Annotated in this window: 24 protein-coding genes; 20 read left to right on the forward strand and 4 right to left on the reverse strand. The window is 35.9% G+C overall.

What is annotated here, in order from left to right:
• The first annotated feature begins 54 nt into the window (after positions 1-54).
• From FC57_RS02420 to FC57_RS02440, 5 genes are all read left to right on the forward strand, one after another.
• On the forward strand, positions 55-321 hold the full coding sequence (locus FC57_RS02420) for a phosphocarrier protein HPr (RefSeq protein WP_005718606.1): 267 nt from the start codon (positions 55-57) through the stop codon (positions 319-321).
• On the forward strand, positions 321-2,054 hold the full coding sequence (gene ptsP / locus FC57_RS02425; RefSeq protein WP_007125208.1) for a phosphoenolpyruvate--protein phosphotransferase: 1,734 nt from the start codon (positions 321-323) through the stop codon (positions 2,052-2,054). The genes FC57_RS02420 and ptsP overlap by 1 nt, the downstream gene beginning before the upstream one ends.
• A gap of 232 nt (positions 2,055-2,286) precedes the next feature.
• Positions 2,287-2,685, forward strand: a complete 399-nt coding sequence (spx, locus tag FC57_RS02430) for a transcriptional regulator Spx (protein ID WP_007125209.1) — start codon at positions 2,287-2,289, stop codon at positions 2,683-2,685.
• Between the two features lie 94 nt (positions 2,686-2,779).
• Entirely contained in the window at positions 2,780-3,529 is a 750-nt protein-coding gene (locus tag FC57_RS02435) for an adaptor protein MecA (protein WP_007125210.1), read from the forward strand.
• A gap of 74 nt (positions 3,530-3,603) precedes the next feature.
• Positions 3,604-4,467, forward strand: coding sequence for a competence protein CoiA (locus tag FC57_RS02440; protein ID WP_040529419.1), 864 nt, complete (start codon positions 3,604-3,606; stop codon positions 4,465-4,467).
• Here FC57_RS02440 and FC57_RS02445 read toward each other — a convergent pair.
• Both FC57_RS02445 and FC57_RS02450 read right to left on the reverse strand, forming a co-directional pair.
• Positions 4,460-5,080 carry a DsbA family protein gene (locus FC57_RS02445; RefSeq protein WP_007125212.1) on the reverse strand — a complete coding sequence of 207 codons (621 nt, stop codon included), beginning with the start codon at positions 5,078-5,080 and terminating at the stop codon, positions 4,460-4,462. The two genes, FC57_RS02440 and FC57_RS02445, sit on opposite strands and share 8 nt — an antisense overlap.
• A gap of 86 nt (positions 5,081-5,166) precedes the next feature.
• On the reverse strand, positions 5,167-5,775 hold the full coding sequence (locus FC57_RS02450; RefSeq protein WP_007125213.1) for a CYTH domain-containing protein: 609 nt from the start codon (positions 5,773-5,775) through the stop codon (positions 5,167-5,169).
• Between the two features lie 75 nt (positions 5,776-5,850).
• On the opposite strand from FC57_RS02450, the gene yjbM reads away from it, so the two are divergent.
• The 4 genes from yjbM (at position 5,851) to FC57_RS02470 (ending at position 10,061) form a co-directional block, all read left to right on the forward strand.
• Positions 5,851-6,483 (forward strand): GTP diphosphokinase, encoded by a 633-nt coding sequence (gene yjbM, locus FC57_RS02455; protein ID WP_007125214.1) that lies wholly within the window; start codon positions 5,851-5,853, stop codon positions 6,481-6,483.
• Positions 6,480-7,292 carry an NAD kinase gene (locus FC57_RS02460; protein ID WP_007125215.1) on the forward strand — a complete coding sequence of 271 codons (813 nt, stop codon included), beginning with the start codon at positions 6,480-6,482 and terminating at the stop codon, positions 7,290-7,292. Before yjbM ends, FC57_RS02460 begins: the two co-directional genes overlap by 4 nt.
• Positions 7,276-8,181: an RluA family pseudouridine synthase gene (locus tag FC57_RS02465; RefSeq protein WP_040529347.1), complete on the forward strand. Its 906-nt coding sequence runs from the start codon at positions 7,276-7,278 to the stop codon at positions 8,179-8,181. Before FC57_RS02460 ends, FC57_RS02465 begins: the two co-directional genes overlap by 17 nt.
• A gap of 104 nt (positions 8,182-8,285) precedes the next feature.
• Entirely contained in the window at positions 8,286-10,061 is a 1,776-nt protein-coding gene (locus tag FC57_RS02470) for an oleate hydratase (RefSeq protein ID WP_007125217.1), read from the forward strand.
• A gap of 33 nt (positions 10,062-10,094) precedes the next feature.
• Here FC57_RS02470 and FC57_RS02475 read toward each other — a convergent pair whose 3' ends face one another.
• Positions 10,095-10,787, reverse strand: coding sequence for a TVP38/TMEM64 family protein (locus FC57_RS02475; RefSeq protein ID WP_040529348.1), 693 nt, complete (start codon positions 10,785-10,787; stop codon positions 10,095-10,097).
• 98 nt (positions 10,788-10,885) lie between these two features.
• The gene (locus FC57_RS02480; protein WP_007125219.1) at positions 10,886-11,914 is read right to left on the reverse strand and encodes a lactonase family protein; all 1,029 of its coding nucleotides are present in this window, start codon (positions 11,912-11,914) and stop codon (positions 10,886-10,888) included.
• Between the two features lie 158 nt (positions 11,915-12,072).
• Between FC57_RS02480 and FC57_RS02485 the strand changes: the two genes are divergently transcribed.
• From FC57_RS02485 to pgsA, 11 genes are all read left to right on the forward strand, one after another.
• Positions 12,073-14,832: a cation-translocating P-type ATPase gene (locus tag FC57_RS02485; protein WP_007125220.1), complete on the forward strand. Its 2,760-nt coding sequence runs from the start codon at positions 12,073-12,075 to the stop codon at positions 14,830-14,832.
• A 68-nt stretch (positions 14,833-14,900) separates the two neighbouring features.
• Positions 14,901-15,281 carry a PTS glucitol/sorbitol transporter subunit IIA gene (locus FC57_RS02490; RefSeq protein WP_007125221.1) on the forward strand — a complete coding sequence of 127 codons (381 nt, stop codon included), beginning with the start codon at positions 14,901-14,903 and terminating at the stop codon, positions 15,279-15,281.
• Between the two features lie 16 nt (positions 15,282-15,297).
• A complete protein-coding gene (locus FC57_RS02495) occupies positions 15,298-16,500 on the forward strand; it encodes an AI-2E family transporter (RefSeq protein ID WP_007125222.1) in 1,203 nt (400 codons plus the stop codon).
• A gap of 49 nt (positions 16,501-16,549) precedes the next feature.
• Positions 16,550-17,110 (forward strand): tRNA (cytidine(34)-2'-O)-methyltransferase, encoded by a 561-nt coding sequence (locus FC57_RS02500; protein ID WP_007125223.1) that lies wholly within the window; start codon positions 16,550-16,552, stop codon positions 17,108-17,110.
• The gene (locus FC57_RS02505) at positions 17,110-17,499 is read left to right on the forward strand and encodes a DUF1149 family protein (RefSeq protein ID WP_007125224.1); all 390 of its coding nucleotides are present in this window, start codon (positions 17,110-17,112) and stop codon (positions 17,497-17,499) included. The genes FC57_RS02500 and FC57_RS02505 overlap by 1 nt, the downstream gene beginning before the upstream one ends.
• Before the next feature lie 20 nt (positions 17,500-17,519).
• The gene (locus tag FC57_RS02510; protein WP_007125225.1) at positions 17,520-19,955 is read left to right on the forward strand and encodes a DNA translocase FtsK; all 2,436 of its coding nucleotides are present in this window, start codon (positions 17,520-17,522) and stop codon (positions 19,953-19,955) included.
• Positions 19,942-21,156 (forward strand): M16 family metallopeptidase, encoded by a 1,215-nt coding sequence (locus FC57_RS02515; RefSeq protein ID WP_040529349.1) that lies wholly within the window; start codon positions 19,942-19,944, stop codon positions 21,154-21,156. Before FC57_RS02510 ends, FC57_RS02515 begins: the two co-directional genes overlap by 14 nt.
• Entirely contained in the window at positions 21,153-22,403 is a 1,251-nt protein-coding gene (locus tag FC57_RS02520; RefSeq protein WP_007125227.1) for a M16 family metallopeptidase, read from the forward strand. Before FC57_RS02515 ends, FC57_RS02520 begins: the two co-directional genes overlap by 4 nt.
• 7 nt (positions 22,404-22,410) lie before the next feature.
• Positions 22,411-23,139, forward strand: coding sequence for an elongation factor P 5-aminopentanone reductase (gene ymfI / locus FC57_RS02525; RefSeq protein ID WP_007125228.1), 729 nt, complete (start codon positions 22,411-22,413; stop codon positions 23,137-23,139).
• 67 nt (positions 23,140-23,206) lie between these two features.
• Complete coding sequence (locus tag FC57_RS02530; protein ID WP_007125229.1) at positions 23,207-24,349, forward strand: helix-turn-helix domain-containing protein; 1,143 nt, start codon at positions 23,207-23,209, stop codon at positions 24,347-24,349.
• Between the two features lie 23 nt (positions 24,350-24,372).
• Positions 24,373-24,933 carry a CDP-diacylglycerol--glycerol-3-phosphate 3-phosphatidyltransferase gene (pgsA, locus tag FC57_RS02535; RefSeq protein ID WP_007125230.1) on the forward strand — a complete coding sequence of 187 codons (561 nt, stop codon included), beginning with the start codon at positions 24,373-24,375 and terminating at the stop codon, positions 24,931-24,933.
• Positions 24,934-24,969: the final 36 nt, after the last annotated feature.

Raw genomic sequence — 24,969 nt, forward strand, 5'->3', positions numbered from 1 at the left:
GAATGGGTATTTATTACCGGTTTAATTTTTTCAATTTTAAAGGAGATATTCACAATGGAAAAACGCGATTTTCATATTATTGCAGAAACAGGTATTCATGCACGTCCAGCTACTCTTTTAGTACAAGCTGCTTCAAAGTTTGGTTCAGATGTTAACTTGGAATACAACGGCAAGTCAGTAAACTTGAAGTCAATCATGGGCGTTATGTCACTTGGTGTTGGTCAAAACGCTGACGTTACTATCACTGCTGAAGGTGACGACGAAAAGGACGCTTTAGACGCAATTGCTGACACTATGAAAAAAGAAGGTTTAGCTGAATAATGACCAAGACTTTAAAAGGAATTGCTGCTAGTGATGGTATTGCCATTGCTCCAGCATATCTTCTTGTAGAGCCTGATCTTTCATTCTCAAAGTCATCAATTGATGATGTTGATTCAGAAGTAGCTCGTTACAAGGATGCTATTAAGGAATCAACTTCAGAAGTTGAAAAAATTCGTGATACTGCTAAAAAGAGCTTGGGTGAAGAAGAAGCCCAAGTTTTTGAAGCTCACTTAATGATTTTGAATGACCCAGAATTTACTGGTGCTATTGAGAATGAGATTAAGGACTCAAAGATTAATGCAGAAGCTGCACTTGATGAAACTGCTCAAAAATTCATCGCAATTTTTGAAGGTATGACTGATAATCCTTATATGCAAGAACGTGCTGCCGATGTACGTGACGTTTCAAAGCGTATCATGGCTCACCTTCTTGGTAAGGAATTGCCAAACCCAGCTTCAATCGATCACGAAGTTATCGTAGTTGCTCATGACTTAACTCCGAGTGACACTGCACAACTTAACAAGAAGTATGTTAAGGGCTTTGTTACTGATGTTGGTGGTCGTACAGCTCACTCAGCAATTATGGCTCGTTCACTTGAATTGCCAGCCGTAGTTGGTACTGATTCAATTACTAAAGACGTTAAGAACGGCGAAATGTTAATTGATGATGGTCTTGATGGTACTGCAATCGTTGCTCCAAGTGATGATCAAGTTGCAGACTACAAGAAGAAGGGTGAAGACTTCCTTAAGCAAAAGGCTGAATGGCAAAAGTTAAAGGATGAACCTTCAGTAACTGCAGATGGTAAGAAGTTTACTATCGCTGCTAACATTGGTACTCCTAATGATATGCCAGGTGTACATGAAAATGGTGCTGAAGCCGTTGGTTTGTACAGAACTGAATTCTTGTACATGGATTCATCAGACTTCCCAACAGAAGATGATCAATTCGAAGCTTACAAGAAGGTTATCGAAGGCATGAATGGCAAGCAAGTCATCATCAGAACTATGGATATCGGTGGTGATAAGCACCTCGACTACTGGGACTTGCCACAAGAAATGAACCCATTCTTAGGTGTACGTGCTATTCGTCTTTCACTTAAAAATGAAAAGATTTTCCGTACTCAATTAAGAGCTTTGCTTCGTGCTTCAGCATACGGTAAACTTGGTATTATGTTCCCAATGATTGGTACATTGGCTGAACTTCGTCAAGCTAAGGCTATTTTGAATGACGAAAAGCAAAAGCTTATTGAAAAGGGCGTTAAGATCGGTGACGACTTACAAGTTGGTATGATGATCGAAGTTCCTGCAGCTGCAGTTTTAGCTGACCAATTCGCTAAGGAAGTTGACTTCTTCTCAATTGGTACTAACGACTTGATTCAATACACTATGGCTGCTGACCGTGGTAACGACAACGTTTCATACTTGTACCAACCATATAACCCATCAGTACTTCGTTTGATTAAGCATACTATTGATGCTGCTCACGAAAACGGTATTTGGTGTGGTATGTGTGGTGAAGCTGCCGGTGATAACACTATGTTCCCAATCTTACTTTCAATGGGACTTGATGAATACTCAATGAGTGCAACTTCAATCTTACGTATCAGAAGCTTAATGAAGAAGTTTGATACTAAGGATCTTAAGGAATTAGCTAATGAAGCATGCTTCGTTTCAGAAACTGCTGAAGAAAATGAAAAATTAGTTAACGACTTGATGAAGAAGATCAACAAGTAATTTACTATTAAATATGAAAAAAGAGACGAAATGTCTCTTTTTTTGTTGTCTTTTTTAAAGTTTTAAACAAAACAAATAATTTCTTCACAAATAATTCACGTTTTATCTTTAGGATATGTTTGTAAGTTAACCTAAACGATAAAATAAGTACTTACAAAAAAGAAGTTAGTATGTTATACTAATTATATGATAAAGAACGTATACAAATATTTGTTCTGAGGAGCGTGATTTTATGGTAGATTTATATGTATCTCCTAGTTGTACCTCATGTCGCAAAGCGAGAGCTTGGCTTGAAAAGCACAATATTCCGTTTAAGGAAAGAAATGTCTTTTCTGAACCATTAACTAAAAAGGAATTACTCAAGATTTTGCGTATGACTGAAAATGGTACAGAAGAAATCATTTCTACCCGCTCAAGAGCTTTCCAACAATTGAAAATCGATTTAGATGATTTATCAATTGATCAGTTACTTGATTTAGTAGAAAAGAATCCTAGTTTACTTAGAAGGCCAATCATCATGGATGATCGTCGTCTTCAAGTTGGTTACAATGAAGATGAAATCCGTCGGTTCTTGCCACGTAAGGTACGTCGGTTAGAATTAGCAGAAGCACAAAAGATTGCTGATTTATAAAATTGTTGAAAGTGTTAGTGATTAAGCTAACACTTTTATTTTAAATAAAAAATAGGATACAATATATTATAATGATTCATGGAGGTGAAATCCTTTGCAAGTAGATCATATTAATGAAAATACCATTAGGGTTAGAATTGATAAAGAAGAATTAGCTCGTCGTGGATTGAAGGTATTAGACCTTTTAGGTGATAAAGACAAGATTCAACAGTTCTTCTATTCAATCCTTTCAGAGGTTGATACAGACCATACCTTTACTAAAGGCGTACCCGTAACTTTTCAAGTAATGCCTAATAATGGTGGCCTTGATTTAATGATTACCAAAGTCCAACCTGAAGATGCCAATAATTTACGTAAAATGATGGGTGGAATGGACGATAATAATGGTGGTCAATCTCAAGGACAGGCTGATACAAGAAGAAGTTTCTTCGATCTGGATCCTAAAGACGATGTAAATACTGAACTTGATCCTTCAGCACAAGAAAAGCGAGAAGCAACTGCAAATACAAGTAATGATGCTAATAGTGAATATTGGAAGTTTCAAAAACGTCATGCTTATAGATTCACAGAACTTGGCAATGTGATTGAATTAGCAGATAGTTTAAGAGTAAGAGATTTGGCCTCTAGCTTATATTATCAACGTGGTCAATACTTCTTGGAATTGGCTTTTCTTGATGAAAATTACGCTGAATTGAAACCAGCTGATGCCTGGGCAATTGCTAATGAATATGGAATTAAAATTACCGATGAAGAAATGAAGACAGTTAAGGAAACAGGTAAGTGTTTGCTTAATCAAGATGCTTTGGGTCATATTCGTTATTACTTTTTAAGTAAGGCAAAATAATTAAATTTTGTTAAAGAAAAAGAGACGGAACAAAAATCCGTCTCTTTTTTGCGTAATAAAACATGGGTGAAAAAATGTATGCAGCCATGTTAAATAAAAAATTAGTCCTTGCCGTAAGCGAGGCACATCTGGTTAATACTAAGCAAAAGAAACTAAATCAAGAAGTTTATCGTTGTCCGCATTGCAGTAAAAAAGTAATTTTGATTATGTCAGAGCGTAAAGCAGCCTTTTTTAAGCATTGGGCTAACTACAACAATTTAATAGGTGAAAAAGAAGAACATCACCAATCAAAAATGTTGTTAAAATCAGCATTAACTGCCGCGGGATTTAATGCAGCAGTAGAAATACCACTAGCTGATGGGCAACTTAGAGCAGATGTCTTAGTTTCTGAAAAGCTTGCTTTTGAAGTACAATGCGCACCATTGAGTCAAAGTGAGTTCAAACATCGACATGATTTGTACCATAAAATTGGTGTGACAGATATTTGGATTGTTGGAAGGCGACATTACTTAAAAAATCGTTTAAAACAGACACAATTAATCTTTTTTAGAGAAAATAAAAAATGGGGCAATTATTATTTGGAAATTAATCCCCAAAAGAACTTTTTTTGTTTAAAATATAATATTTTACAGGAACCAGTAACTAGAAAGATTTATTATCAAACTAAGTATTTTGTTTTGGATGAAGTGAGTATTCGAAGTTTTTGGTATTTTAATCCATCTAAAAAGCGATATATCTTAAATATTGCTAGTCAGAAAAATTATCTTAGAAAACAAATAAAGCAGAAAACAAAATTAGGTTTAAAAATTGGACAGCTACTTTATGAACAAAGATTAAAGTTTGAAGATTTGCCTGAAAAATTATTTACCGAGTGGCGTAAACCAGGAGAAGAAAATACTGTTTTACATTATTTACAAAAAAAGCGTCTTATTAAATAAGACGTAGATGACTCTGTTCAGGCAGATAGTTAGATAAATAATGTGGTGGGCAATCTGGTAACAAAAGATTAAGCAAATCGTTTTGACTCACTGGGTCATCTAGTAGTACTCCATTGCGTTCATTATTTTCATTAAATAAAACAATAGTTGGAGTGGCCTTGATGTTCCACTGGTTTGCTAATTTTTGATCTTCTTCAATAGAAATTTTTAAGTAATCGCTTTGTTTAATTGCATCAATAGTAGAAATTTTAATGTTCAAATTTTGGGTAATTTGCTTACGTAGCTCCGGTTTATAAGCTGAGGCATCATGACTTAAACTTTTTTGTAATTCATATAAATATTTACGAGCTTTTTTATTGCCATATGTTAGTTTAATGGCATGATAATCCTTTAAAGCATCATATGTTGCTGTAGAAAAACTACTAATATCTGGTAATTTTTGTGCATCCTTACGGCGGCGAATAATGTCGTCTTGTACGAGACTAACATTAGCAATAGGGATATAATGACAACAAACATCAATCCCTAATTCATCAACGGTTTTACGAATTTGTCTTTCTGTATCGTAACAATAAATCCCTATTGGATTGATGAATAGAAAAATCTCAAACATACTCTCTACCTCTTTGGTGTTTTACTAATTGTTACTTTAGCAAGAAACAAAATAAGTGACAAAAAATATGCTTTATTTTCTATATGTTATTTTCTGTGTGCGCTTGCACGTGCGATTTTGTTTTGATTAGTATTCGCAGCTGTTTGCTTAAAACCATAATCTTGTTCTAGTTGCTTTTGAACTTCTTTAATCAGAGAAGGATTGGTATTTTCAATTTCAAGTTCAAAGTCTTGATAACCATCTGGATAAGAAGTAGCATCTAAAGTTAATTCACAGTTTTTAGGACCATTCATTAAAATACGGCGAGTTTTACTCCAAGTGAACAAAGAAAGTTCATTCTTTTTAGTAGCAAAATTCTCATTGAGATACTGTCCTATATTGCCGTGAAAAAGAAAATGTTTTTGACTGACCAGTTTTTTTGCTTGATCATAAGCTAAATTATCGTTAATTTCGATAACCTCGTGGAATTTCTTTTGTACGGGATTTAGATCTGGTACTTTCATTGTTTGTTCTGCATGATCAGAATAAATTCTAATTCTTAAACTGATACGATGATTTTTTAATACATCATCGGGAGTATCAAAATAATAATTTTCTTGAATAAAGTCGCTTTTTATAGGAAATCCGTTTACAATTTCATCATAAACTTTTTTCTGTAAAAGTGTTTTTGCTTCAATTTCACGATTTTTACTCATAGTTTTTCCTCCAAACTGTACAAGACAATTATATGTTAAAATTAAGATGTTTGCTTAAGAAAGGAATGTTTTCTCATGGAGATAGATTGGGATAACTTCTTGTGGCCTTATAATGAAGCTGTTCGCGAATTAAAGGTTAAATTTCGTTCTCTTAGACAAGGCTTTTTAACTAAGGGAGAACATTCACCGATTGAGTTTGTAATTGGTAGAGTTAAAACAGTAGATTCGATTAAGGAAAAGATGACCAGGCGAGTAATCAGCCCTGATGTTATTGAGACTGATATGCAAGATATTGCTGGTATTCGAATTGTTACTCAGTTTGTTGACGATATTTATAAAGTCGTTGATTTAATTCATGCTCGTGATGATATGGAAGTTGTAGAGGAACGCGACTATATTCAGAATGCTAAGCCTTCAGGTTATCGTTCATATCATATGGTGATTAATTATACTGTTTACTTGCCAGAAGGTCCGAAAAAGTTAATTGCCGAGATTCAGATTAGAACTTTGGCAATGAATTTCTGGGCTACTGTTGAACATACCTTAAATTATAAATATCAAGGTGTCTATCCAGATGATATTTCTGAACGGTTAAAGTCAACTGCGGAAGCTGCTTATAAGCTGGATGAAGAAATGTCATCAATTAAAGATGAGGTCCAAGAAGCTCAAAAGATTTTTACCAAAAACAAGGGCAAGGAAAAATCATGAAAATAACGATTGCGCATAACAACTATGATAAGACGCTGGAAACGGTAGCTCGTCTTAAAGATATTCTACAAAAGAAGAATGTTGTTTTTGATGCCAAATATCCCGATGTAGTAATTACCGTTGGTGGAGATGGCACATTAATTAATGCTTTTCACCGCTATGAGAACCAGGTTGATTCAGTCCGTTTTATAGGGGTTCATACTGGTCACTTAGGCTTTTACACTGATTGGCGAAATTATGACATTGACAAAATGGTTGATGCGCTTTTATTAACTAAAGGAGAGCCAGCTAAGTATCCTTTACTTGAGATAAAAATGCTAACGGAATCAGGAGAAACTCGTTATCATCTAGCAGTTAATGAATCAGCTGTAAAAAGAGTGTCGCATACGCTTGAAGCGGATGTTTATATAAATGATGAGTTATTTGAAAACTTTCGGGGTGATGGACTTTGTGTTTCAACCCCTACAGGTTCAACTGCTTATAGTAAATCATTGGGTGGCGCAGTTATTCATCCTCGCCTAAAAGCTTTGCAAATGACTGAAATTGCTTCGATTAACAATCGAGTATTTAGAACTTTGTCCGCTCCGATTGTAATTGCACCTGATCAATGGATCACAATTATTCCTAATGCGGACCATTTTGTAATGACTGTGGATGGTGCAAGGATTGATGTGCGTAATGCTAAAAAAATTGAATATCGAATTTCTCAACATTCAATCCAATTTGATCAATTTGGCCACCATCATTTCTGGGCTCGTGTTCAAGATGCATTTATTGGAGAAGCAAAAAATAATGACGAGTTTATTTAAGTTGATTGTACAAGAAAGAGACCCAAAGAAATTGGGCTCTTTTTTGTTAAAGAATGGTTTTTCTCATCAAGCTTTGATTAAAGCAAGATATCATCACGGTATGATTTTAGTAAATCATAAAAGACGATATCTCAGTTTTCGCTTAAGGACAGGAGATGAAGTGATTTTCATTAGTGGTGAAGAAAAGAAAAATGAATTTCTAAAGCCTTCTTCTAATCCTGTGAAGCCGGTTTTGGAAACTAAAAATTATATTGTTCTAGATAAACCAGCCGGCGTATTGTCAATTCCATCACGTTACGAAGACAATGATGCTATTGTTAATCGCTTGATGGGCTATTTTGCTAAAAAGAACATGTCAAATCTTAAGCCGCATGTTATTACCAGGCTAGATCGTGACACTTCAGGGCTAGTATTGGTGGGTAAAAATGCTATCGCGCATGCACGTTTTAGTAAAATCGGAAAGGAAAAATTTGTAAAAAAATATCATGCTATTGTACATGGTAATTTTTCAGAGGATAAGCTTACCGGAGTAATTGATGCACCAATAGGTAAAAAAGGTAGTGGTGTAAAAAGAGCGGTAGTTGAAGGTGGTAAAAAAGCTCAGACAAAATATCGGGTACTTAAACAAGTATCAGGGGCCAGTCTGGTTGAATTACGTCTATTAACTGGTAGAACTCATCAAATTCGTGTACATATGGCATATTTAGGTCATCCTCTATATGGTGATCATTTATATGGAATTGAGGATGACTTTTCTAGACAAGCTCTTAATTGTTTTTATCTAAGTTTTCCAGATCCTTTTGATAATGAAAAAATTAAAGAAATTTCAATAGAAGAACCAACAGATATGAATGAGCTTTGGCAAAAAATGATTAACAAGAAATTCTAAAGTTATTAGACAAAGCTACTAAAAGTCTTGCATCCCGAAAGCGTTTTCTTTAGAATAAGAAGTATAAGGTAAAACTATACTCATACAGAAAAGAGGATGTCTTTATGTATTATTCCAATGGTAACTACGAAGCGTTTGCAGATCCTAAAAAACCTGCAGGTGTAGATAAAAAATCAGCTTATATTATTGGTAGTGGTTTAGCTGGACTTTCTGCAGCCGTATTTTTAGTACGGGATGCTCAAATGAAAGGTGAAAATATTCATGTCCTAGAAGAATTACCAGTTGCAGGTGGTTCACTCGATGGTGCTAAGCGTCCAAATGCCGGCTTTGTTGTACGTGGTGGACGTGAAATGGAGAACCACTTCGAATGTTTATGGGATATGTACCGTTCAATTCCAAGTTTGGAAATTCCTGGTGCATCATACCTTGATGAATATTACTGGCTTGATAAAGAAGATCCTAACTCATCTAATTGTCGTTTAATCTACAACCGTGGTGATCGTCTTCCAAGCGATGGTCAATATGGCTTAGGTAAATGTGCTAATGAAATTGTGAAATTGATCATGACACCAGAAAAGGAACTAGAGGGCGAAACTATTGAGGAATTCTTCAGTGATGACTTCTTTAAGACTAACTTCTGGTCATACTGGTCAACCATGTTTGCCTTTGAAAAATGGCACTCAGTTGCTGAAATGCGTCGTTACGCAATGCGGTTTATTCACCATATCGATGGTTTACCAGATTTTACTGCCTTAAAGTTCAACAAGTACAACCAATATGAATCTATGGTAAAGCCATTGCTTGCTTACTTGAAGGATCATGGTGTCAAATTTGAATATGATTGTCACGTTCAAAATGTAATAGTTGATCATGAGGGCAATGAAAAGATTGCTAAAAAGATCGTTATGACTCAAAATGGCAAGGAAACTGAAATTCCTTTAACTCCGGATGATATCGTCTTCATTACTAATGGTTCAATTACTGAAAGTTCAACTTATGGTGATCAAAATACACCAGCTCCAATTACTCATGCAAAAGGCAGTTCATGGAAATTATGGGAAAACTTGGCTAAGCAAGATCCAGCATTTGGTCATCCAGACGTCTTCTGTGAAAACTTGCCAGAACGTAGCTGGTTTGTTTCCGCAACTGCAACTTTGGAAAACAAGAAGCTTGCACCTTACTTTGAACGCTTAACCAAGCGTAGCCTTTACGATGGTAAGGTTAATACTGGTGGTATTATCACTATTGTTGACTCAAACTGGGAACTTAGCTTTACTATTCATCGTCAGCCTCACTTCAAGAGTCAAAATCCAAATCAAATTGTAGTTTGGATTTATGCTTTATATTCAGATACTGAAGGTAACTACATTAAGAAGAGAGTGGTTGATTGTACCGGTAAAGAAATTGCAGAAGAACTTTTATATCACTTAGGTGTTCCAGAAAGTCAAATCAGTGAATTAGCTAGTGAAGAGAACATGAATACTGTTCCAGTTTATATGCCATATATCACTAGTTACTTCATGCCTCGTCACGATGGAGATCGTCCAGATGTTGTACCAGAAGGTTCTGTCAACATTGCCTTTATTGGTAACTTCGCGGAATCACCAACTAGAGATACTGTCTTCACTACTGAATATTCAGTTAGAACCGCGATGGAAGCTGTTTATACATTGCTTAATGTTGATCGTGGCGTTCCGGAGGTCTTTGATTCGATTTATGATATTCGTCAACTTCTTCGCGCAATGTACTACATGTCTGATAAGAAGAAATTGGTGGATCAAGAAATGCCTCTGCCAGAAAAATTAGCTGTTAAGACAGGAATGAGAAAGATTAAAAAGACCTGGGTAGCTGAATTGCTTAAAGAAGCTAACTTGATGTAATTTTAAACTAAATTAAAAGCTTGAGTTTTTGACTCAAGCTTTTTTTGTATGTTTTTTAAGGCTTTTCATAATAAATAAAATTGCTGCAGCAATCAATGCAAGGACTACAAAGATAATCACTGACTTAATGATTCGACTACTATCTAAGTGCAGAATAGAGTCTCCACCATAAGCATAGAGATAGGCCATTGGAGCAACTCCGATTACAATAGGAGTCAGTTGCTTTTTACGGCTTCCTTTATTAATCATGACATTTACGTAACTAACTGTAGCACTAGGAATAAATGGAATTAAATATCCAATTGTGAGAGCTACCATTGGGTATTTTTGTGATGTAAGCAATTTATAAATTCGACTGTTAGACATATTCCTAATGTCGTAAAGCTTACGTAAGCATTCCATTAAAAGAACTTGTCCTAGTATGTCGCTGATCCAATTAACAATAAAGCCTAGAGCTGGACCATAAAGAATGCCGTTTAAAACACAAAATATCCCGTTAGATAAACCTGGAATGGCTACGCAGGCAGCATTAAGGATAAATAAAAAGGCTAAATCTTCAATACCGTGACTGCGCACCATTTTGACTAATAATTCCTCATTATGGTGATCAAAATGAGTTAGCAATCTTAATTCTGGTAGGTAGCTTAGGTAAAGCTTGTATAAGAGCAATAAACCTAAGATGCCAACTATAATGAATAAAATAATTCGAATTGTTTTTTGTTTCACTTTGTCACCTTCTTGCACTACATTTATATTTATATTTTACTTTAACTTAAAAAATTAAAAAAGCCATGACTTCATTGTCATGACTTACATTGAAAATTTTACTTAGTGAATAATACGCGAGTACCTTCTGGAACAGCGATATCTTTTTGAATAGGGGTCAAAGTGCCATTGCCACCGTTTCTTAAGTACAAAGTAGCATTGTCAGTGTTTTGATTGGCTGCTACTACGTATTTTTGACTAATATCCCAGTTGAAGTCCCGTGGAAAATCGCCAAAGGTGGAAACACGTTGAACAAGACTTAAGGTATGATCATCATTAATTTTGAATACAGTGATTGAGTTATGTCCACGATTAGAGTTGTAAATATATTTACCATCTTTACTAATGTAAAGAGCAGCCGCACCATTATGTTCAGTGAAATCTTCAGGAATCGTCTTGTAGGTGGCGATGCTTTCAAATTCCCAAGTATTTTCGTTAAATTTAACTACATTGATTTTGCTGGAAAGTTCTCCAACAACGTAGAAATAGTTGCCATCTTTTGAGAAAACAATATGGCGACTGCCAAATCCAGCTTCATTTTTGTATTGAGCTAGGTGCTTTAATTTATTATCTTCTAGACGATAAAAATCAACGGTATCATTACCTAAATCACAGCTAACTAAATTGCCGGCAGGAGTTTCATCAAAGAAGTGTGGATGAGGGCCATCGGTTTGTTCTGGACGAGGTCCTAAGCTTTCTGCTTTGTGTGTAACTTGATCGACTAAATCAAGTTTGCCGCTTTCGCTGTAGTGAAAGACTGATAAAACAGCGGTGTGGTAGTTGGCGGTGTAAATTAATTTCTTTTCACGATCGATCCCAACATAAGCTGGAGAAGCACCAGGGGTGAGGTAGCGATCTACTTCATTTGAACCATGATCGCTTAACTTAAAGACGCTAATACCGCCTTCGTCCCCTGCATTATTAATAGTGAAAACCAAATCACCATCTTTTTGAAAATAAGTTGGACCACCGACGCTGATAATATTTTCAGCCTTGCCCAGACGAGCATCGTTGTTTTCTCCAGTAAAAAGCAATTCATAAATGCCTTTTGAAGTCTTTTTAGTATATCCGCCAATTAAAACTTTCATGTGTGACCTCCATTTTTAAGAAAAAGTATTAACTAGAATTAAGTATACCATGTGAATTAGAAGACGCTTTATAACTCTTTATTTTTTAAAAGTGCTACAGTTATAGGTATAAGGTAATGCAAATAAAAGTAGATTATTAAAAAAGAAGGCGTGTGTAGATGGATGAAAAGAAAATCCGGGAGCTGTATGCTCAAAATAATATTACGGATGTCTTTACCAACTTACACTCTTCCGCTGACGGCTTATCACAAGCTGAAGCCGATCGACGGCTAAAAAAATATGGTAAAAATGCTATTAAAAAAGCAGCGGCAGAGTCCGAATGGAAAACCTTTTTCAAGAACTTTACTAGTATGATGGCGATTTTGCTATGGATCTCAGGCTTTATTGCTGTGGTGTCAGGAACTCTTGAATTAGGGATAGCCATCTGGTTGGTTAATATTATTAATGGTTTGTTTAGTTTTTGGCAGGAAAGAGCTGCTAAAAGGGCAACCGATGCGTTGAATAATATGTTGCCAACTTATGTGGATGTTATCCGTGATGGCAAGAAAAAACAAATTGATAGTAAAGATTTAGTCCCAGGAGATGTCTTTGTGTTACAGGCAGGAAATTCGATTCCGGCTGATTCACGAATTATTTCTGCTAGTTCAATGCAGGTTGATCAAAGTGCATTAAACGGGGAATCTGTTCCTGAATCTAAAACGGTAAAATATGATCCTGGTGAAGGTAGTTATGCGGAAAGCAATTTAGTTTATTCTGGTACTACTGTTGGAGCTGGTACTGCTAGAGCGATTGCCTTTGCTACAGGGATGAAGACAGAATTTGGTCGGATTGCTAGTTTAACGCAAAAGCAGACTAAAACTTCTAGTCCGTTAACTGCGGAACTTAATCGTTTGACTAAGCAGCTTTCAGTTATTGCAATTACGATTGGAATAATTTTCCTTATTGCAGCGATCTTCTTTGTTAAATATCCTTTTGCTAAGGCATTTATCTTTGCGTTGGGGATGATCGTTGCGTTTATTCCAGAAGGATTGCTGCCAACTGTAACCTTGAGTTTGGCTCAAGGCGTTAAACGAATGGCTAAAAAGCATGCCTTAGTTAAGGAATTGAATTCCGTTGAAACTTTGGGCGAAACAACAGTTATTTGTTCAGATAAAACTGGTACATTGACACAAAATCAAATGACCATTCATTATATTTGGACGCCAGCTGGTGAATATCACGTTACTGGAAATGGCTATGTCAATAATGGGCAGATTGAATTAAATAAAAAGCAGCTTTGGTATGAAGAAAATCCAGATCTGCATAAATTAGTTCAAATTGCGGCACTTGATAATGATACATCTGTTCAACCAAGTAAAGATGGTGGCAAGCCTAAGATTCTGGGTACGCCAACTGAAGCTTCATTGATTGTCATGGCTCAAAAAGCTGGTTTTGACAAGCAAAAAGTATTGGTTAAATATCCACGTTTGCGTGAATTACCGTTTGATTCTGATCGTAAACGGATGTCAACTATTCACCGCTGGAATGATACTCAATATATTATTCTTACCAAGGGTTCATACAGTGATACGATTAAGCAATGCGATCGTATTCAAGAAAATGGTAAAGTACGTGCAATGACCGAAAAAGACCGTGTTCATGCTAAGAGAGCTAATGCTGATTATGCATCTCGTGGTCTTCGGAGCATGGCTATGGCCTATAAGATAATTGATCGTGATCAAGATATTAATAAGATGACCATTGATGAAGCTGAAAGTCATCTGGTCTTTGTGGGCTTGACCACTATGAGTGATCCTCCTCGGCCAGAAATTTATGATGCCGTTAAACGTTGTCATAGAGCCAAAATTAGAATCATTATGGTTACGGGTGATTCTAAACTGACTGCTAAATCTGTTGCTGTACAAATTGGTTTAACTTCAGATAAAGCGCGGGTAATCTCTGGTACTGAACTTGAGAAGATGAGTGATGAAGAATTACGTAAAGCTTTGAAAGACGAAGTCATTTTTGCCAGAGTAGCACCTGAACAAAAGTATCGGATCGTTAAGAACTGTCAAGCTAATGGTGAAGTCGTTGCTTCAACCGGTGATGGGGTTAACGATGCTCCAGCTTTAAAGCAGGCGGATATTGGAATTGCCATGGGGCAAACTGGTACGGATGTTGCTAAAGAAGCTGCCAACATGATTTTAACGGACGATAACTTCGCCTCAATCGTAGCTGCGATTGAAGAAGGACGTGCTGTTTATAGCAATATTCGTAAATTCTTGACCTACATTTTGACTTCAAATGTTCCAGAAGCTATTCCATCAGTTTTGTTCCTGTTCTCGGCTGGATTGATTCCGTTGCCAATGACGGTCATGCAAATTTTAACCGTTGACTTAGGTACTGATATGTTGCCAGCTTTAGGCTTAGGTGCCGAAGCAGCTGACCCTGATACGATGAATCAACCACCACGTAAAAGAAATGAACACCTTTTGAATAAGGGTGTCATGGTCAAAGCATTTTGCTGGTATGGTCTGTTGTCCAGCGCTATTTCCACTGCTGCTTACTTCTTTGTCAACTGGCAAAACGGTTGGCCATTAAAGAATTTGGCTGCAAGTGGTCCGGTTTATATGAGAGCTACGACAATGGTATTAGGTGCAATTGTCTTCACTCAGGTAGCTAACGTATTGAACTGCCGGACTAATACAACTTCAGTTTTCAAGAAGGGACTATTTAGCAATAAAAATATTTGGTATGGGATTATCTTTGAAATCTGCTTATTTTTCATTTTGACAGTTACGCCAGGTATTCAAGAATTGTTTAATACCACGCCATTATTGGGAACGGACTGGATCTTCTTGTTCTTGTTGCCAATTCCATTGGTTTTGCTTGATGAAGCAAGAAAATGGTTAATATATCATAAGAAAAATATTCAGTAATTTGGGGTCGCTTAAGTTTTTAAGCGGCTTTTCTTATGCTAAAATTATTTTTAAGGAGATATGTAATTATGAAATGGATTTCAACTATTAAGAAAATTGGTAAAAAAGCTGTCGATAACAAAGACGGTATGGTAATTTTATTTGGCGAAGGCGCTAATAAAGATTTGGAAGAAGTTTCTGTCATCCAAAAGTTTAGTAGCGATACACCAGTTAGTGGTTTTGTCTTCAAAAAGGGTGACACTATCACTGTTGATGGTCAAACTTATGTAGCAAATTACGTAGGACCAATGGTAGAAAGCAACATGAAGGCTTTAGGTCACGCAACCTTGTTCTTTAATCGTCCAGTTTCAAAGACTCCTTTGGCTAACGCAGTGTACTTTGATCCGGATACTGACCAACCATTGCCTAACTTTAAAGTAGACGATGATATTGTTTACGAACACATTTAAACAATAGGATAGGTAGATGGATTATAAACAAAAACATAAGGGAGAAACCTTATTTAAAAGATGGTTTTTAAATAATCGGTTTAGTATTGTTTTATTAAACATCTTATTGTTTTTCTTAATCATCTGGGTTTTTAATAAAATATCTTTTGTATTGAATCCTGCTTGGGTTTTCTTCAGTGCGGTTTTGCCACCATTATTACTGGCAATTATTCAATACTACATTATGAATCCAGTAGTAGATTGGTTTGAAAAGAAATTCAAAGTACCAAGAGTAGCGACGATTATCGTGCTATTTTTGTTTGTGATTATTGCTCTAATTTGGATTATCAACATCTTGGTTCCTATGGCGCAGAATCAGATTAATTCTTTGGTTAAAAATTGGCCCCACATTTGGAATGATGCAGTTAATACGACACAAAGCGCGCTGCGTGATCCAAGACTGTCGCCGGTAAAAGGTAGCCTTAAGAGCATGATTGATAATACTCAGAGAACTTTGTTTAAATCAGGACAAAGTACTGTAAATGCAACTTTGGGTAATATTTCATCAGCAGTAAGTATCATTACTATGATTGTGATGACTTTGCTTACAGCTCCATTTATCTTGTTCTTTATGTTGAAAGATGGTCATCAGCTTCGACCATACATTACTAAATTTGCACCTGAAAATTGGCAAGCAAGTTTTAGCAAATTGCTTTATGATATTAATTATGCTTTAGCTTCCTATATTCGAGGACAAATTACTGTAGCTTTCTGGGTTGGAGTTATGTTTACAATTGGCTATATAGTCATTGGGTTGCCTTATGGTTTGGCTTTAGCTATTTTGGCTGGTTTTATGAATTTGATTCCTTATTTCGGAACGCCATTGGCTTTGATTCCTGTAATTGTAATTGCTGTAATGACTTCAGTACCAATGTTGATTAAGGTTCTAGTTATTTTTGTAATTGAGCAAGCAATTGAAACAAGAATTTTGAGTCCATTAGTAATGGGGAATAAGATGGAAATGCATCCTGTAACAACAATTTTACTTTTAATTGGTGCAAGTTCTGTTTGGGGACTTTGGGGTGTAATTTTTGGAATTCCAATTTACGCAATCTTGAAGATTATTGTGTCTCGCGTGTACAATTATTATCGAAGAGAATCTGAAATTTTTAGCGAAACGGATGCTGCTTCTTTAGCCGCGGGGGATGCAGATAAAAAAGTAAAAAATGATGCTAAATAGTTTTAAAGCGTGGCTTAAAGCTGCGCTTTTTTGATTAAGGAGTTTTTGAATGACAAATCATGTAGTTTTATATGAACCATTGATGCCTGCTAATACAGGAAATATAGCTCGTACTTGTGCTGGAACAAATACGGTTTTAGATTTGATTGAACCATTAGGGTTTCAAATTGACAATAAAAAAATGAAACGAGCTGGTTTGGACTATTGGGACAAGGTGGATGTGCGTATGCACGATGATTTGGATGCATTTTTAAAGACTTTGGGTCCAAATGATGAAATGTATTTAATTTCAAAATTCTCATCTAAAAATTATGCAGAAGTTGATTATACCGATCCTAAAAAGAATTACTATTTTGTTTTCGGTAAAGAGACAACTGGCTTGCCAGAAACATTTATGCGCGAATATTATGATCGTAATTTAAGAATTCCAATGTCTAATAATATTCGTTGCTATAATTTGTCCAATTCAGTTGCAATGGTGTTGCTTGAGGCATTGCGTCAACAAGGTTTTCCAAATATGGAAACCGCACACCACTATGAAAATGATAAATTGAAGGATGATTATAATCGTCCTGAAAGATATGAACGTAATTTAGGAGATAAGAAATAATGGATTTTAAGAAAGGAACCCCAGTTACTGTACAGTCATTTCACTATGATTTAACTGATGAAAAGGCAGTTGCCAAAAGCGATGTTAAGCCTGGTATTAGAAAACTTGATGTTAGTGGTGATGATACTCACTCCGAAGAAGATGGCAGTTACTATGATGTTGCTGTTTTCTTTGATGTAATACCAGAGCCGGTGGAATTTGAAGTTAGCGGTGCAATTCACCAAATCGTGCAAATTAAGGGCTACCATGGTGATGGTACCGATATTGATAATGCTGACTGGCAACTTCTTAGTCGGCCGTTAGTTGAATATATTGAAACTTTAACGTATGAAGTAACTCAAGTTACCTTTGATAAACCGGTCAACTTGAACTTCAAGGCTAATTTTTAATCACTAATTAGGGTGAGTACATGCCTGTAAAAAGGAAAAAAAGAAGAACAAAGAGAAAAAATAAAAAAACAACTAAAAAGCAAAACTTAAATTGGAGTATTATTGGCCTAATTTTAATTTTGTTATCTGTGTTGGCTGTTGTCAGATTTGGCATGTTAGGCAAACAAGTTGCTAACTTAATTCGAATGTTAGTTGGTGATTCTTATTTGTTTGCTAGTGGTTTATTGGCTGTGTTTGGCTTAGTTAATGTAATTTATAATCAACCAATCCATTTCACAATTAAGCGTAGCTTAGGTTTAATTTTGGCGTTCTTTGGAATTTTGCTTATGCAAAGTGGCCTTTATTTTGAACATGAGCTTGTGAACAGTGGTTTCTTGAATTCGTTTTGGCATGCAATGAGTGCTGAATTTGGTCGTGCTGGCGTAACAGAAGATGTTGGTGGTGGATTTATTGGTTCTTTAGGTTATCAAATATTTTATCCATTGCTTGGTCAATGGGGCGTACGTATTTTTGCGGCATTATTGCTACCAATCGGCATCTTAATGTTCTTTGATGTGAAATTTAGGACAATTATTGAAAAGTTTCAATCTGTTAGCCAATTATTTATTCAAAGGAATAAAGAGGCTGGTGTTAAGCTAAAAAATAAGTACGGGGATGTACTAGAAAAGAGAAGACAACAACGATTAGCTGAACAAGATGATAAAACTAATCATGATAAACCGATATTTCCTGATGTAGCTGACTTTGATCCTGAAGAAGAACCAGAAGAAAAGCCTCAGCCTACGGAAGAAGATGTAGAACCGGAACCAGCCTCTGAACCAGAACCAGAGCCAGATCCGGAACCACAAATTCAGATTGCTCCTCAACATGATGAATCTGATGAAAAAGAGCTACCAAAGTCTCATTCATTTGCTGAAGAAGACCAAAAGTTGCAACAAGAGTTAGGACAAGTAGATCATGGTGAGTTAAAGACAGAAACAACACCAGTAAATATGGCTTATAAAATGCCACCTTTAAGTTTGCTTGATCCGATTAAGTCAACAGATCAAAGTGCGGATCGTGACTTAATTAAGAAAAACACGCAAATTTTGCAGTCAACTTTTAAAAGCTTTGGTGTCAAGGTAATTATCAAAAGGGCTATTTTAGGACCGACTATTACACGATATGAAGTTCAACCAGCCGTTGGGGTTAAAGTTAGTCGAATTGTAAACTTAGCTGATGATTTAGCATTAGCACTAGCTGCTAAGGATATTCGTATTGAAGCTCCGATTCCAGGTAAACCGTTTATTGGTATTGAAGTACCTAATCGCGCTACTTCAGTAGTATCCTTTAAAGATGTAATGGAGCACCAAGACAAGAAATCTAAGCAGAATCCAATGGATGTGCCTTTAGGTAAGGATGTTACAGGAAGTACCATTTCTGCTAATCTGTCTAAAATGCCTCACTTATTGATTGCTGGGTCGACAGGCTCTGGTAAATCTGTTGCAATCAACACGATTTTGGCCAGCATCTTGATGAAAGCTAGACCTGAAGAAGTTAAGTTGGTTTTAATTGACCCTAAGATGGTTGAGTTGTCGGTTTATAATGGGGTTCCACATTTGTTGATCCCAGTTGTTACTGATGCCAAATTAGCTGCTAATGCTTTGCGTAAAGTCGTTAAAGAGATGGAACGCAGATATAAGCTTTTTGCAGCCGGTGGCGTGCGTAATATGGGTGAATATAACCAAAAGGTAGCTGAAAATAATCAGGATAAGTCTAAGCCTGCAATGAAGCCCTTGCCATATATTTTGGTAGTTGTAGATGAACTTAGTGACTTGATGATGGTCGGTGGTCATGATGTTGAAGGTGCAATCGTTCGTTTAGGACAGATGGCTCGTGCTGCTGGTATTCACATGATCTTGGCAACCCAGCGTCCTAGTGTTGACGTTATTACTGGATTGATTAAGGCGAATGTGCCATCCAGAATTTCCTTTGCTGTTTCCAGTGGGGTAGATTCAAGAACAATTTTAGATCAAACTGGAGCAGAAAAGCTATTAGGGCGTGGTGATATGCTTTATATGCCAATTGGTGCTTCTAAGCCTGAGCGTATTCAAGGTGCGTATATTGCCAGTGATGAAGTAGAACGTGTTATTGCATGGGTGAAGAAGCAACAAAAAGTAGACTATGACGAAACCATGATTCCGAAGAAGGGTGAAAGTACTTCTGGTGAAAATGGTGGTAAGGATGAACCAGAAGATGAATTCTATAATCAAGCTGTAGACCTCGTTCGTCGTCAGCAAACTGCCAGCGTATCGATGCTGCAAAGAAGGTTTAGAATCGGCTATAATCGTGCAGCTAGGATTGTAGATGAAATGGAAGCTAAAGGTATTGTTGGTCCATCTGAAGGTTCTAAGCCACGTCAAGTGTTGGTTCCACCAGTAAAGAATGAAGGTAATTCAAACAATGCTAACAACTAATATTGCAATTAGAAAAAACAAAAAATTTACAACAGCCGCACTAGGCTGTTTTTTGCGCTTGCCACTGACTAATCATAATTTGGCTTTTGCCAGTTTGCTTGCACGTTTACAAATGAATACGTCATTGGCTTATCCTACACTGGCTGCTCAGCAGAAAAAGTTAGCCGAATTATATGATTTGCAATTGGATATTATGCCGCAGCTTTTTGGTAAAGAAATTATCTTAACTTATTATGCTAATTTTGTTGAACCAACTGAGGTACTTGATCCTGATTATACGTATGATGAAATAGTAAAAACATTAAGTCAGATTATTGAATCGCCTTCGTATGATCGTGATTGGTTTGCGTATGCTAAAAGACAACTTGAAGATGACTATCGTGAATTGATGGAGCAGCCATCAAATTATGCAATTAATCGTTTCTTTAAGATATGGTATCGTGATCGTCCTGATTATGCGGAAAACTTTATGGGTTCTATTGATGAAATTAAAAATGCTGGTTTTACAGAAATGGATAATTTCATTGATAGTTTACGCAATGTTCCAATGGCAGTGATTGGCATGGGCAGGGATAACCAGCTTTTGACTAAACTGGTTGATAGTTCTTTTAGAGGTGCAGGGATTATCAAGCAATTTCAGGTAGATGATTTAACTATTCCTGTAGAAAATAATCCTATTGAAAAGGTTGACGAACAAAATAATATTCAGGCTCAATTGCTAATGGGCTTTGGCTTTAAGCAAAAGATCACTTATCAAGGTCAGATTGTAGGGATGCTTCTGAGTCAATACTTGGCAGGAGATCAATCTTCTAAATTATTTAGTCAAATTCGTGAAGAATTAGGAGCTGCCTATGATGTTGGTGCAACTAATTTTGCTAATAATTGTCTGTTTCTAGTGAATACGGGGCTTGATCCAGCTAAAGTAGAAGATGCTAAACGAATTATTTTCAATGAAATGCAAAAAATTGCGGATGGTCAAATCGATGAAGAGTTGTTTAAAAAATCGAAGAAGGCTTTACAGCGTAATACTAAAATTGGCTTAGATAGTCAGAATTGGCAATTAGGGCAGGCATTGCGTGGAGAGCTATTTCCTGATTATTTGAATTTTGATCGTGAAGCTGCTATTAAACGAGCTACTCCACATCAGTTGGTCGATTTTGTACAAAACTTATTCTTTAATGAAAGCTATGTTTTAAAATGATTACACCTAAGATAATAAAAAGAAAATATAAATCAGGTTTTAAAGCGGAAGTAATTTTGAAGCCCCACTTTTATCAACGCTTTTTTGGTATCATTATTGATTTTGGTAGTAGCGACTCGCAAAAAGTAGCAGGTTCAGCTCATTTTTTGGAGCACAAGCTGTTCGCTAAAAAAGATGGAGATATTTCTTTTAAATTTGAAAACATTGGTGCTGATGTCAATGCTTTTACGTCTTTCAATGAAACTATGTTTTATTGTAGTGGCATTGAACATACGCCTAAAATGATAGATTTATTATTTGAATTAGTAGGTGAACCATGTTTTACCAAGCAGAATATTGCTAAAGAGGCGCCAATTATTAAGCAAGAATTAGCTATGTATAAGGATGATCCCATTTGGAGCGTCAATAATGCAATTATGACGGGAATGTTTGATCATTCTAATCTTGGGACAGAAGTAGTAGGTACTGAAGAATCAATTGGAAAAATAACTAAGCAAAATTTGACCGCTGCCTATGAAGAAAATTATGTGCCAAGTAAAATGCAATTTGTAGCTTGTGGTGATTTTTCTAATAATCAGGTGCAAACAATTTTACGGCAAGTAGGTAAATTGCAGGCAAAATACTTGGAAGGAAGAAAAGCAATTTCAAGCAAGATTGAACATCCTAATGGCTTAATGAAGGATCAAGTTTTACCTGTTCAAGGGGATTCTAATGTTTTTGGTGTGGGCATTCGCTTTAAAAACTTTAAGAAAGTATTATCAAGTCTTGATTTGACTCAAATTCTATTAGAAATAGTGTTAGAATCAAAATTAAGTGTGATGGGACCGTGGTTTGAAGAGATGAGATCTAAAAAATTGTTGACCAATCCTCTTCAAATTTCAGTTAATTACACAAGACAGGGCGACTTTGCAACTATTTTTGGCGTGAGTCCACAAGCAAACGAAGCAATAAAAAAAATAAAGCAGATTTTGACAGAGCCATTAATTAAAAATTCTGATCAATATCGCTTTATTGAAAATAATTTTGCATTGCAAAAGGAAGAATGGTTTGCGCGCACTGTTAGAACTATTAATGATCTTTCATCGTTGGCAATTGAAATGATTGAAGAAAATCTGGATGATGAGAATCTAGAGTTAAATCTGAAGAAATTACAGGTTATGAGCTTTGATGAATTTAATCAAGTTTGCCAACAAATTATGAAAGAGAGTGCAATTTGTTCTGCTTATTTAGATCCTAATAAGGGGTGATAAATGAATGAAGCGAGCGATTGTATTTGGAGCAACTGGTGGAATAGGGCAGGATATTTGTCGAGACTTAGCTGCTAGCGGTTGGTCACTTTACTTGCACTATAATTCGAAAGAACAATTTGCAATGAATCTGGCTCAAGACTTGTTTGATAAATATCCAAACCAAGATTTTATGCCGATACAGTTAGATTTCAATTCGAGTGATGAACAATTAACTGAATTTGTACAAAATCTTTTACCAGTGAATGCAGCTGTGTTTGCTCAAGGCGTTACCAATTATGGCTTTTTGGGTGATGAAGACCTTGCAAATATTGCTAAATTAATTAGAATAAATCTCGCGGTACCAATAAAGCTTACTAAATTATTAGAGCCACAGCTGATGAAACAGAGTTTTAGTCGAATTGTTTATCTAGGTTCTGTTTATGGCGGTGATGGTAGTGCATTAGAGTCAGTTTATAGTGCAACGAAGGGTGGTCTCACCCGTTTTGCACAGGCTTATGCTCGTGAAGTAGCTTCTAATAATTTGACTGTTAATGTAATTGCGCCAGGTGCTGTAAAAACAAATATGAATGCAATCTTTTCTAAAAATACGATTGAAAAGGTTCAAGAAGAAATTCCTTTAGGTCGTTGGGCAAAAGGAAAGGATATTTCATACTGGGTTAAAACGTTATTAGACAAGCGTAATAGCTACCTTACTGGACAGACAATTTATGTTACTGGCGGCTGGCTTTTATAACTAAGACGTTATTGTAAAGATTTTATGGTATACTCAATTTGTTAAAATTAATTTGGAAGAGGTAAACATGACAAATATCGGAGATAAACTAAAAGAAGCTAGAGAAGTAAAAGGGCTTTCAATTGAAGATGTTGAAAGAATAACAAAAATTCAAAGTAGATATCTGATCGCAATTGAAAAAAATGAATTTGATAAGCTCCCAGGTGATTTTTATGTTAGAGCATTTATTCGTCAATATGCTCAAGTTGTTGGATTAGATGGCAAAGAATTACTCAGTGATTATCATGAAGATGTCCCAGAAGCTAAGCCAGATGAGTATGTGGAAAATTCCATTGATAATAAGAGCGAAGAGGTACATGAGACTACAGATAATACGAAAAAACTATGGAAGAATTATTTACCTCGGATTGCGATTGGTCTGGGTGTAATTATTCTCGTCTTAGTTGTTTATGTGTTATATGCCAAGATTTCATCAGGTGGTCACCATAATGAAACTGATGAAAATAATAGAGTAACAGTTTCATCCCAGAAGTCCTCGTCATCTTCTAAGAAACCAAAAAAGAAGATTACTGTAAATCCAGTTAAAGTAAAGAAAATTAATAATAATGAATATCGAGTTATTGGTTTGAAAAAGAATCGTCATTTAACCGTGCATGCTGGTTCTACACGAAATATTTCTGCTAGTGTCTCAATTGACGGATATACTACATGGCAATCAACCTTAATTGCAAAACAAAAGCATATAATCACTCTTCCGTCAAATGCACATCGTGTAGTAGTAACATTAGGTAATGATAATGGTACCTCTATTACTATTGCTGGTAAAAAGATACCATTTGTGCCAAATAATGCATATCGAATTATTACTTTATTAATTGGTAATGCTAAGAAATCGGTGGACCGCACCAACCGTTTAAATGGTCAACCTAATAATCATCACAATAATAGTAATACTTCTAGTTATAAGAATAACAATAATTCAACTGGTCAAAGCTCAATTCAAAGCAGATCGAACAACACAAATAATAGTACAACTACTCAAAGCAGACATACGCAATCTTCGACAACAACTACCCAAAGTAGTCAGTCACATACGCAGAGTAGCCAAAATACTCAATCTTCTACTGTTCAATCCTCAACTACTACTCAAAATAACGGTGGTGATACCTCTGGTAACAATAGTAGCGGAAACGGAAATAATGGCAATTAGAATTTAGGAGAAAACAACAAAGAATGAATTTACCTAATAAACTTACTGTTTTTAGAATTTTTTTGATTCCAGTATTTATGTTAATTATTATTTTTGGTGGCAATGCTAGCGTCGTAGCAGCAGGTTCAACTGTTGTGTGGAGTCGTGTAATTGCTGCGATCGTTTTCGCTGTTGCTTCTGCAACTGATTGGTTTGATGGCCATATTGCTCGTTCACGCAATATGGTTACTAACTTTGGTAAGTTTGCTGATCCATTAGCTGACAAGATACTTACTATGACCGCATTTATCTTCTTGGTTTCATTAAACTTAGCTCCAGCATGGGTTGTAGCTATTATTGTTTGTCGTGAATTAGCAGTCACTGGTTTGCGTTTAATCTTGGCTGAAAACAAAGGTCAAGTTTTGGCAGCTAAGATGCCCGGGAAGATTAAAACAACTTGCCAAATGCTTTCAATTATTTTCTTATTAATTGGGGATTTCTGGCACATTGGTACTATCTTGCTTTATCTTGCATTGATCTTTACTATTTACTCAGGTTATGATTATTTCCATCAATCATGGGGAGTATTCAAGGGCTCTATGTAAAAAACTACAATTAAAGATATATTAAAAGAAGCATGA

The organism is Lactobacillus ultunensis DSM 16047, assembly GCF_001436305.1.
Taxonomy (GTDB): Bacteria; Bacillota; Bacilli; order Lactobacillales; family Lactobacillaceae; genus Lactobacillus; species Lactobacillus ultunensis.

Bases quoted from the DNA above. Each gene is read 5' to 3' on its own strand.
- FC57_RS02510 (WP_007125225.1), top strand. From the start codon at position 17,520: ATGCCTGTAAAAAGGAAAAAAAGAAGAACAAAGAGAAAAAATAAAAAA.
- FC57_RS02490 (WP_007125221.1), top strand. From the start codon at position 14,901: ATGAAATGGATTTCAACTATTAAGAAAATTGGTAAAAAAGCTGTCGAT.
- FC57_RS02505 (WP_007125224.1), top strand. From the start codon at position 17,110: ATGGATTTTAAGAAAGGAACCCCAGTTACTGTACAGTCATTTCACTAT.
- FC57_RS02420 (WP_005718606.1), top strand. From the start codon at position 55: ATGGAAAAACGCGATTTTCATATTATTGCAGAAACAGGTATTCATGCA.
- FC57_RS02515 (WP_040529349.1), top strand. From the start codon at position 19,942: ATGCTAACAACTAATATTGCAATTAGAAAAAACAAAAAATTTACAACA.
- FC57_RS02520 (WP_007125227.1), top strand. From the start codon at position 21,153: ATGATTACACCTAAGATAATAAAAAGAAAATATAAATCAGGTTTTAAA.
- FC57_RS02450 (WP_007125213.1), bottom strand. From the start codon at position 5,775: ATGAGTAAAAATCGTGAAATTGAAGCAAAAACACTTTTACAGAAAAAA.
- FC57_RS02495 (WP_007125222.1), top strand. From the start codon at position 15,298: ATGGATTATAAACAAAAACATAAGGGAGAAACCTTATTTAAAAGATGG.
- FC57_RS02440 (WP_040529419.1), top strand. From the start codon at position 3,604: ATGTATGCAGCCATGTTAAATAAAAAATTAGTCCTTGCCGTAAGCGAG.
- FC57_RS02530 (WP_007125229.1), top strand. From the start codon at position 23,207: ATGACAAATATCGGAGATAAACTAAAAGAAGCTAGAGAAGTAAAAGGG.
- FC57_RS02480 (WP_007125219.1), bottom strand. From the start codon at position 11,914: ATGAAAGTTTTAATTGGCGGATATACTAAAAAGACTTCAAAAGGCATT.
- FC57_RS02500 (WP_007125223.1), top strand. From the start codon at position 16,550: ATGACAAATCATGTAGTTTTATATGAACCATTGATGCCTGCTAATACA.
- yjbM (WP_007125214.1), top strand. From the start codon at position 5,851: ATGGAGATAGATTGGGATAACTTCTTGTGGCCTTATAATGAAGCTGTT.
- pgsA (WP_007125230.1), top strand. From the start codon at position 24,373: ATGAATTTACCTAATAAACTTACTGTTTTTAGAATTTTTTTGATTCCA.
- FC57_RS02445 (WP_007125212.1), bottom strand. From the start codon at position 5,080: ATGTTTGAGATTTTTCTATTCATCAATCCAATAGGGATTTATTGTTAC.
- FC57_RS02485 (WP_007125220.1), top strand. From the start codon at position 12,073: ATGGATGAAAAGAAAATCCGGGAGCTGTATGCTCAAAATAATATTACG.
- ymfI (WP_007125228.1), top strand. From the start codon at position 22,411: ATGAAGCGAGCGATTGTATTTGGAGCAACTGGTGGAATAGGGCAGGAT.
- FC57_RS02470 (WP_007125217.1), top strand. From the start codon at position 8,286: ATGTATTATTCCAATGGTAACTACGAAGCGTTTGCAGATCCTAAAAAA.
- ptsP (WP_007125208.1), top strand. From the start codon at position 321: ATGACCAAGACTTTAAAAGGAATTGCTGCTAGTGATGGTATTGCCATT.
- spx (WP_007125209.1), top strand. From the start codon at position 2,287: ATGGTAGATTTATATGTATCTCCTAGTTGTACCTCATGTCGCAAAGCG.
- FC57_RS02465 (WP_040529347.1), top strand. From the start codon at position 7,276: ATGACGAGTTTATTTAAGTTGATTGTACAAGAAAGAGACCCAAAGAAA.
- FC57_RS02460 (WP_007125215.1), top strand. From the start codon at position 6,480: ATGAAAATAACGATTGCGCATAACAACTATGATAAGACGCTGGAAACG.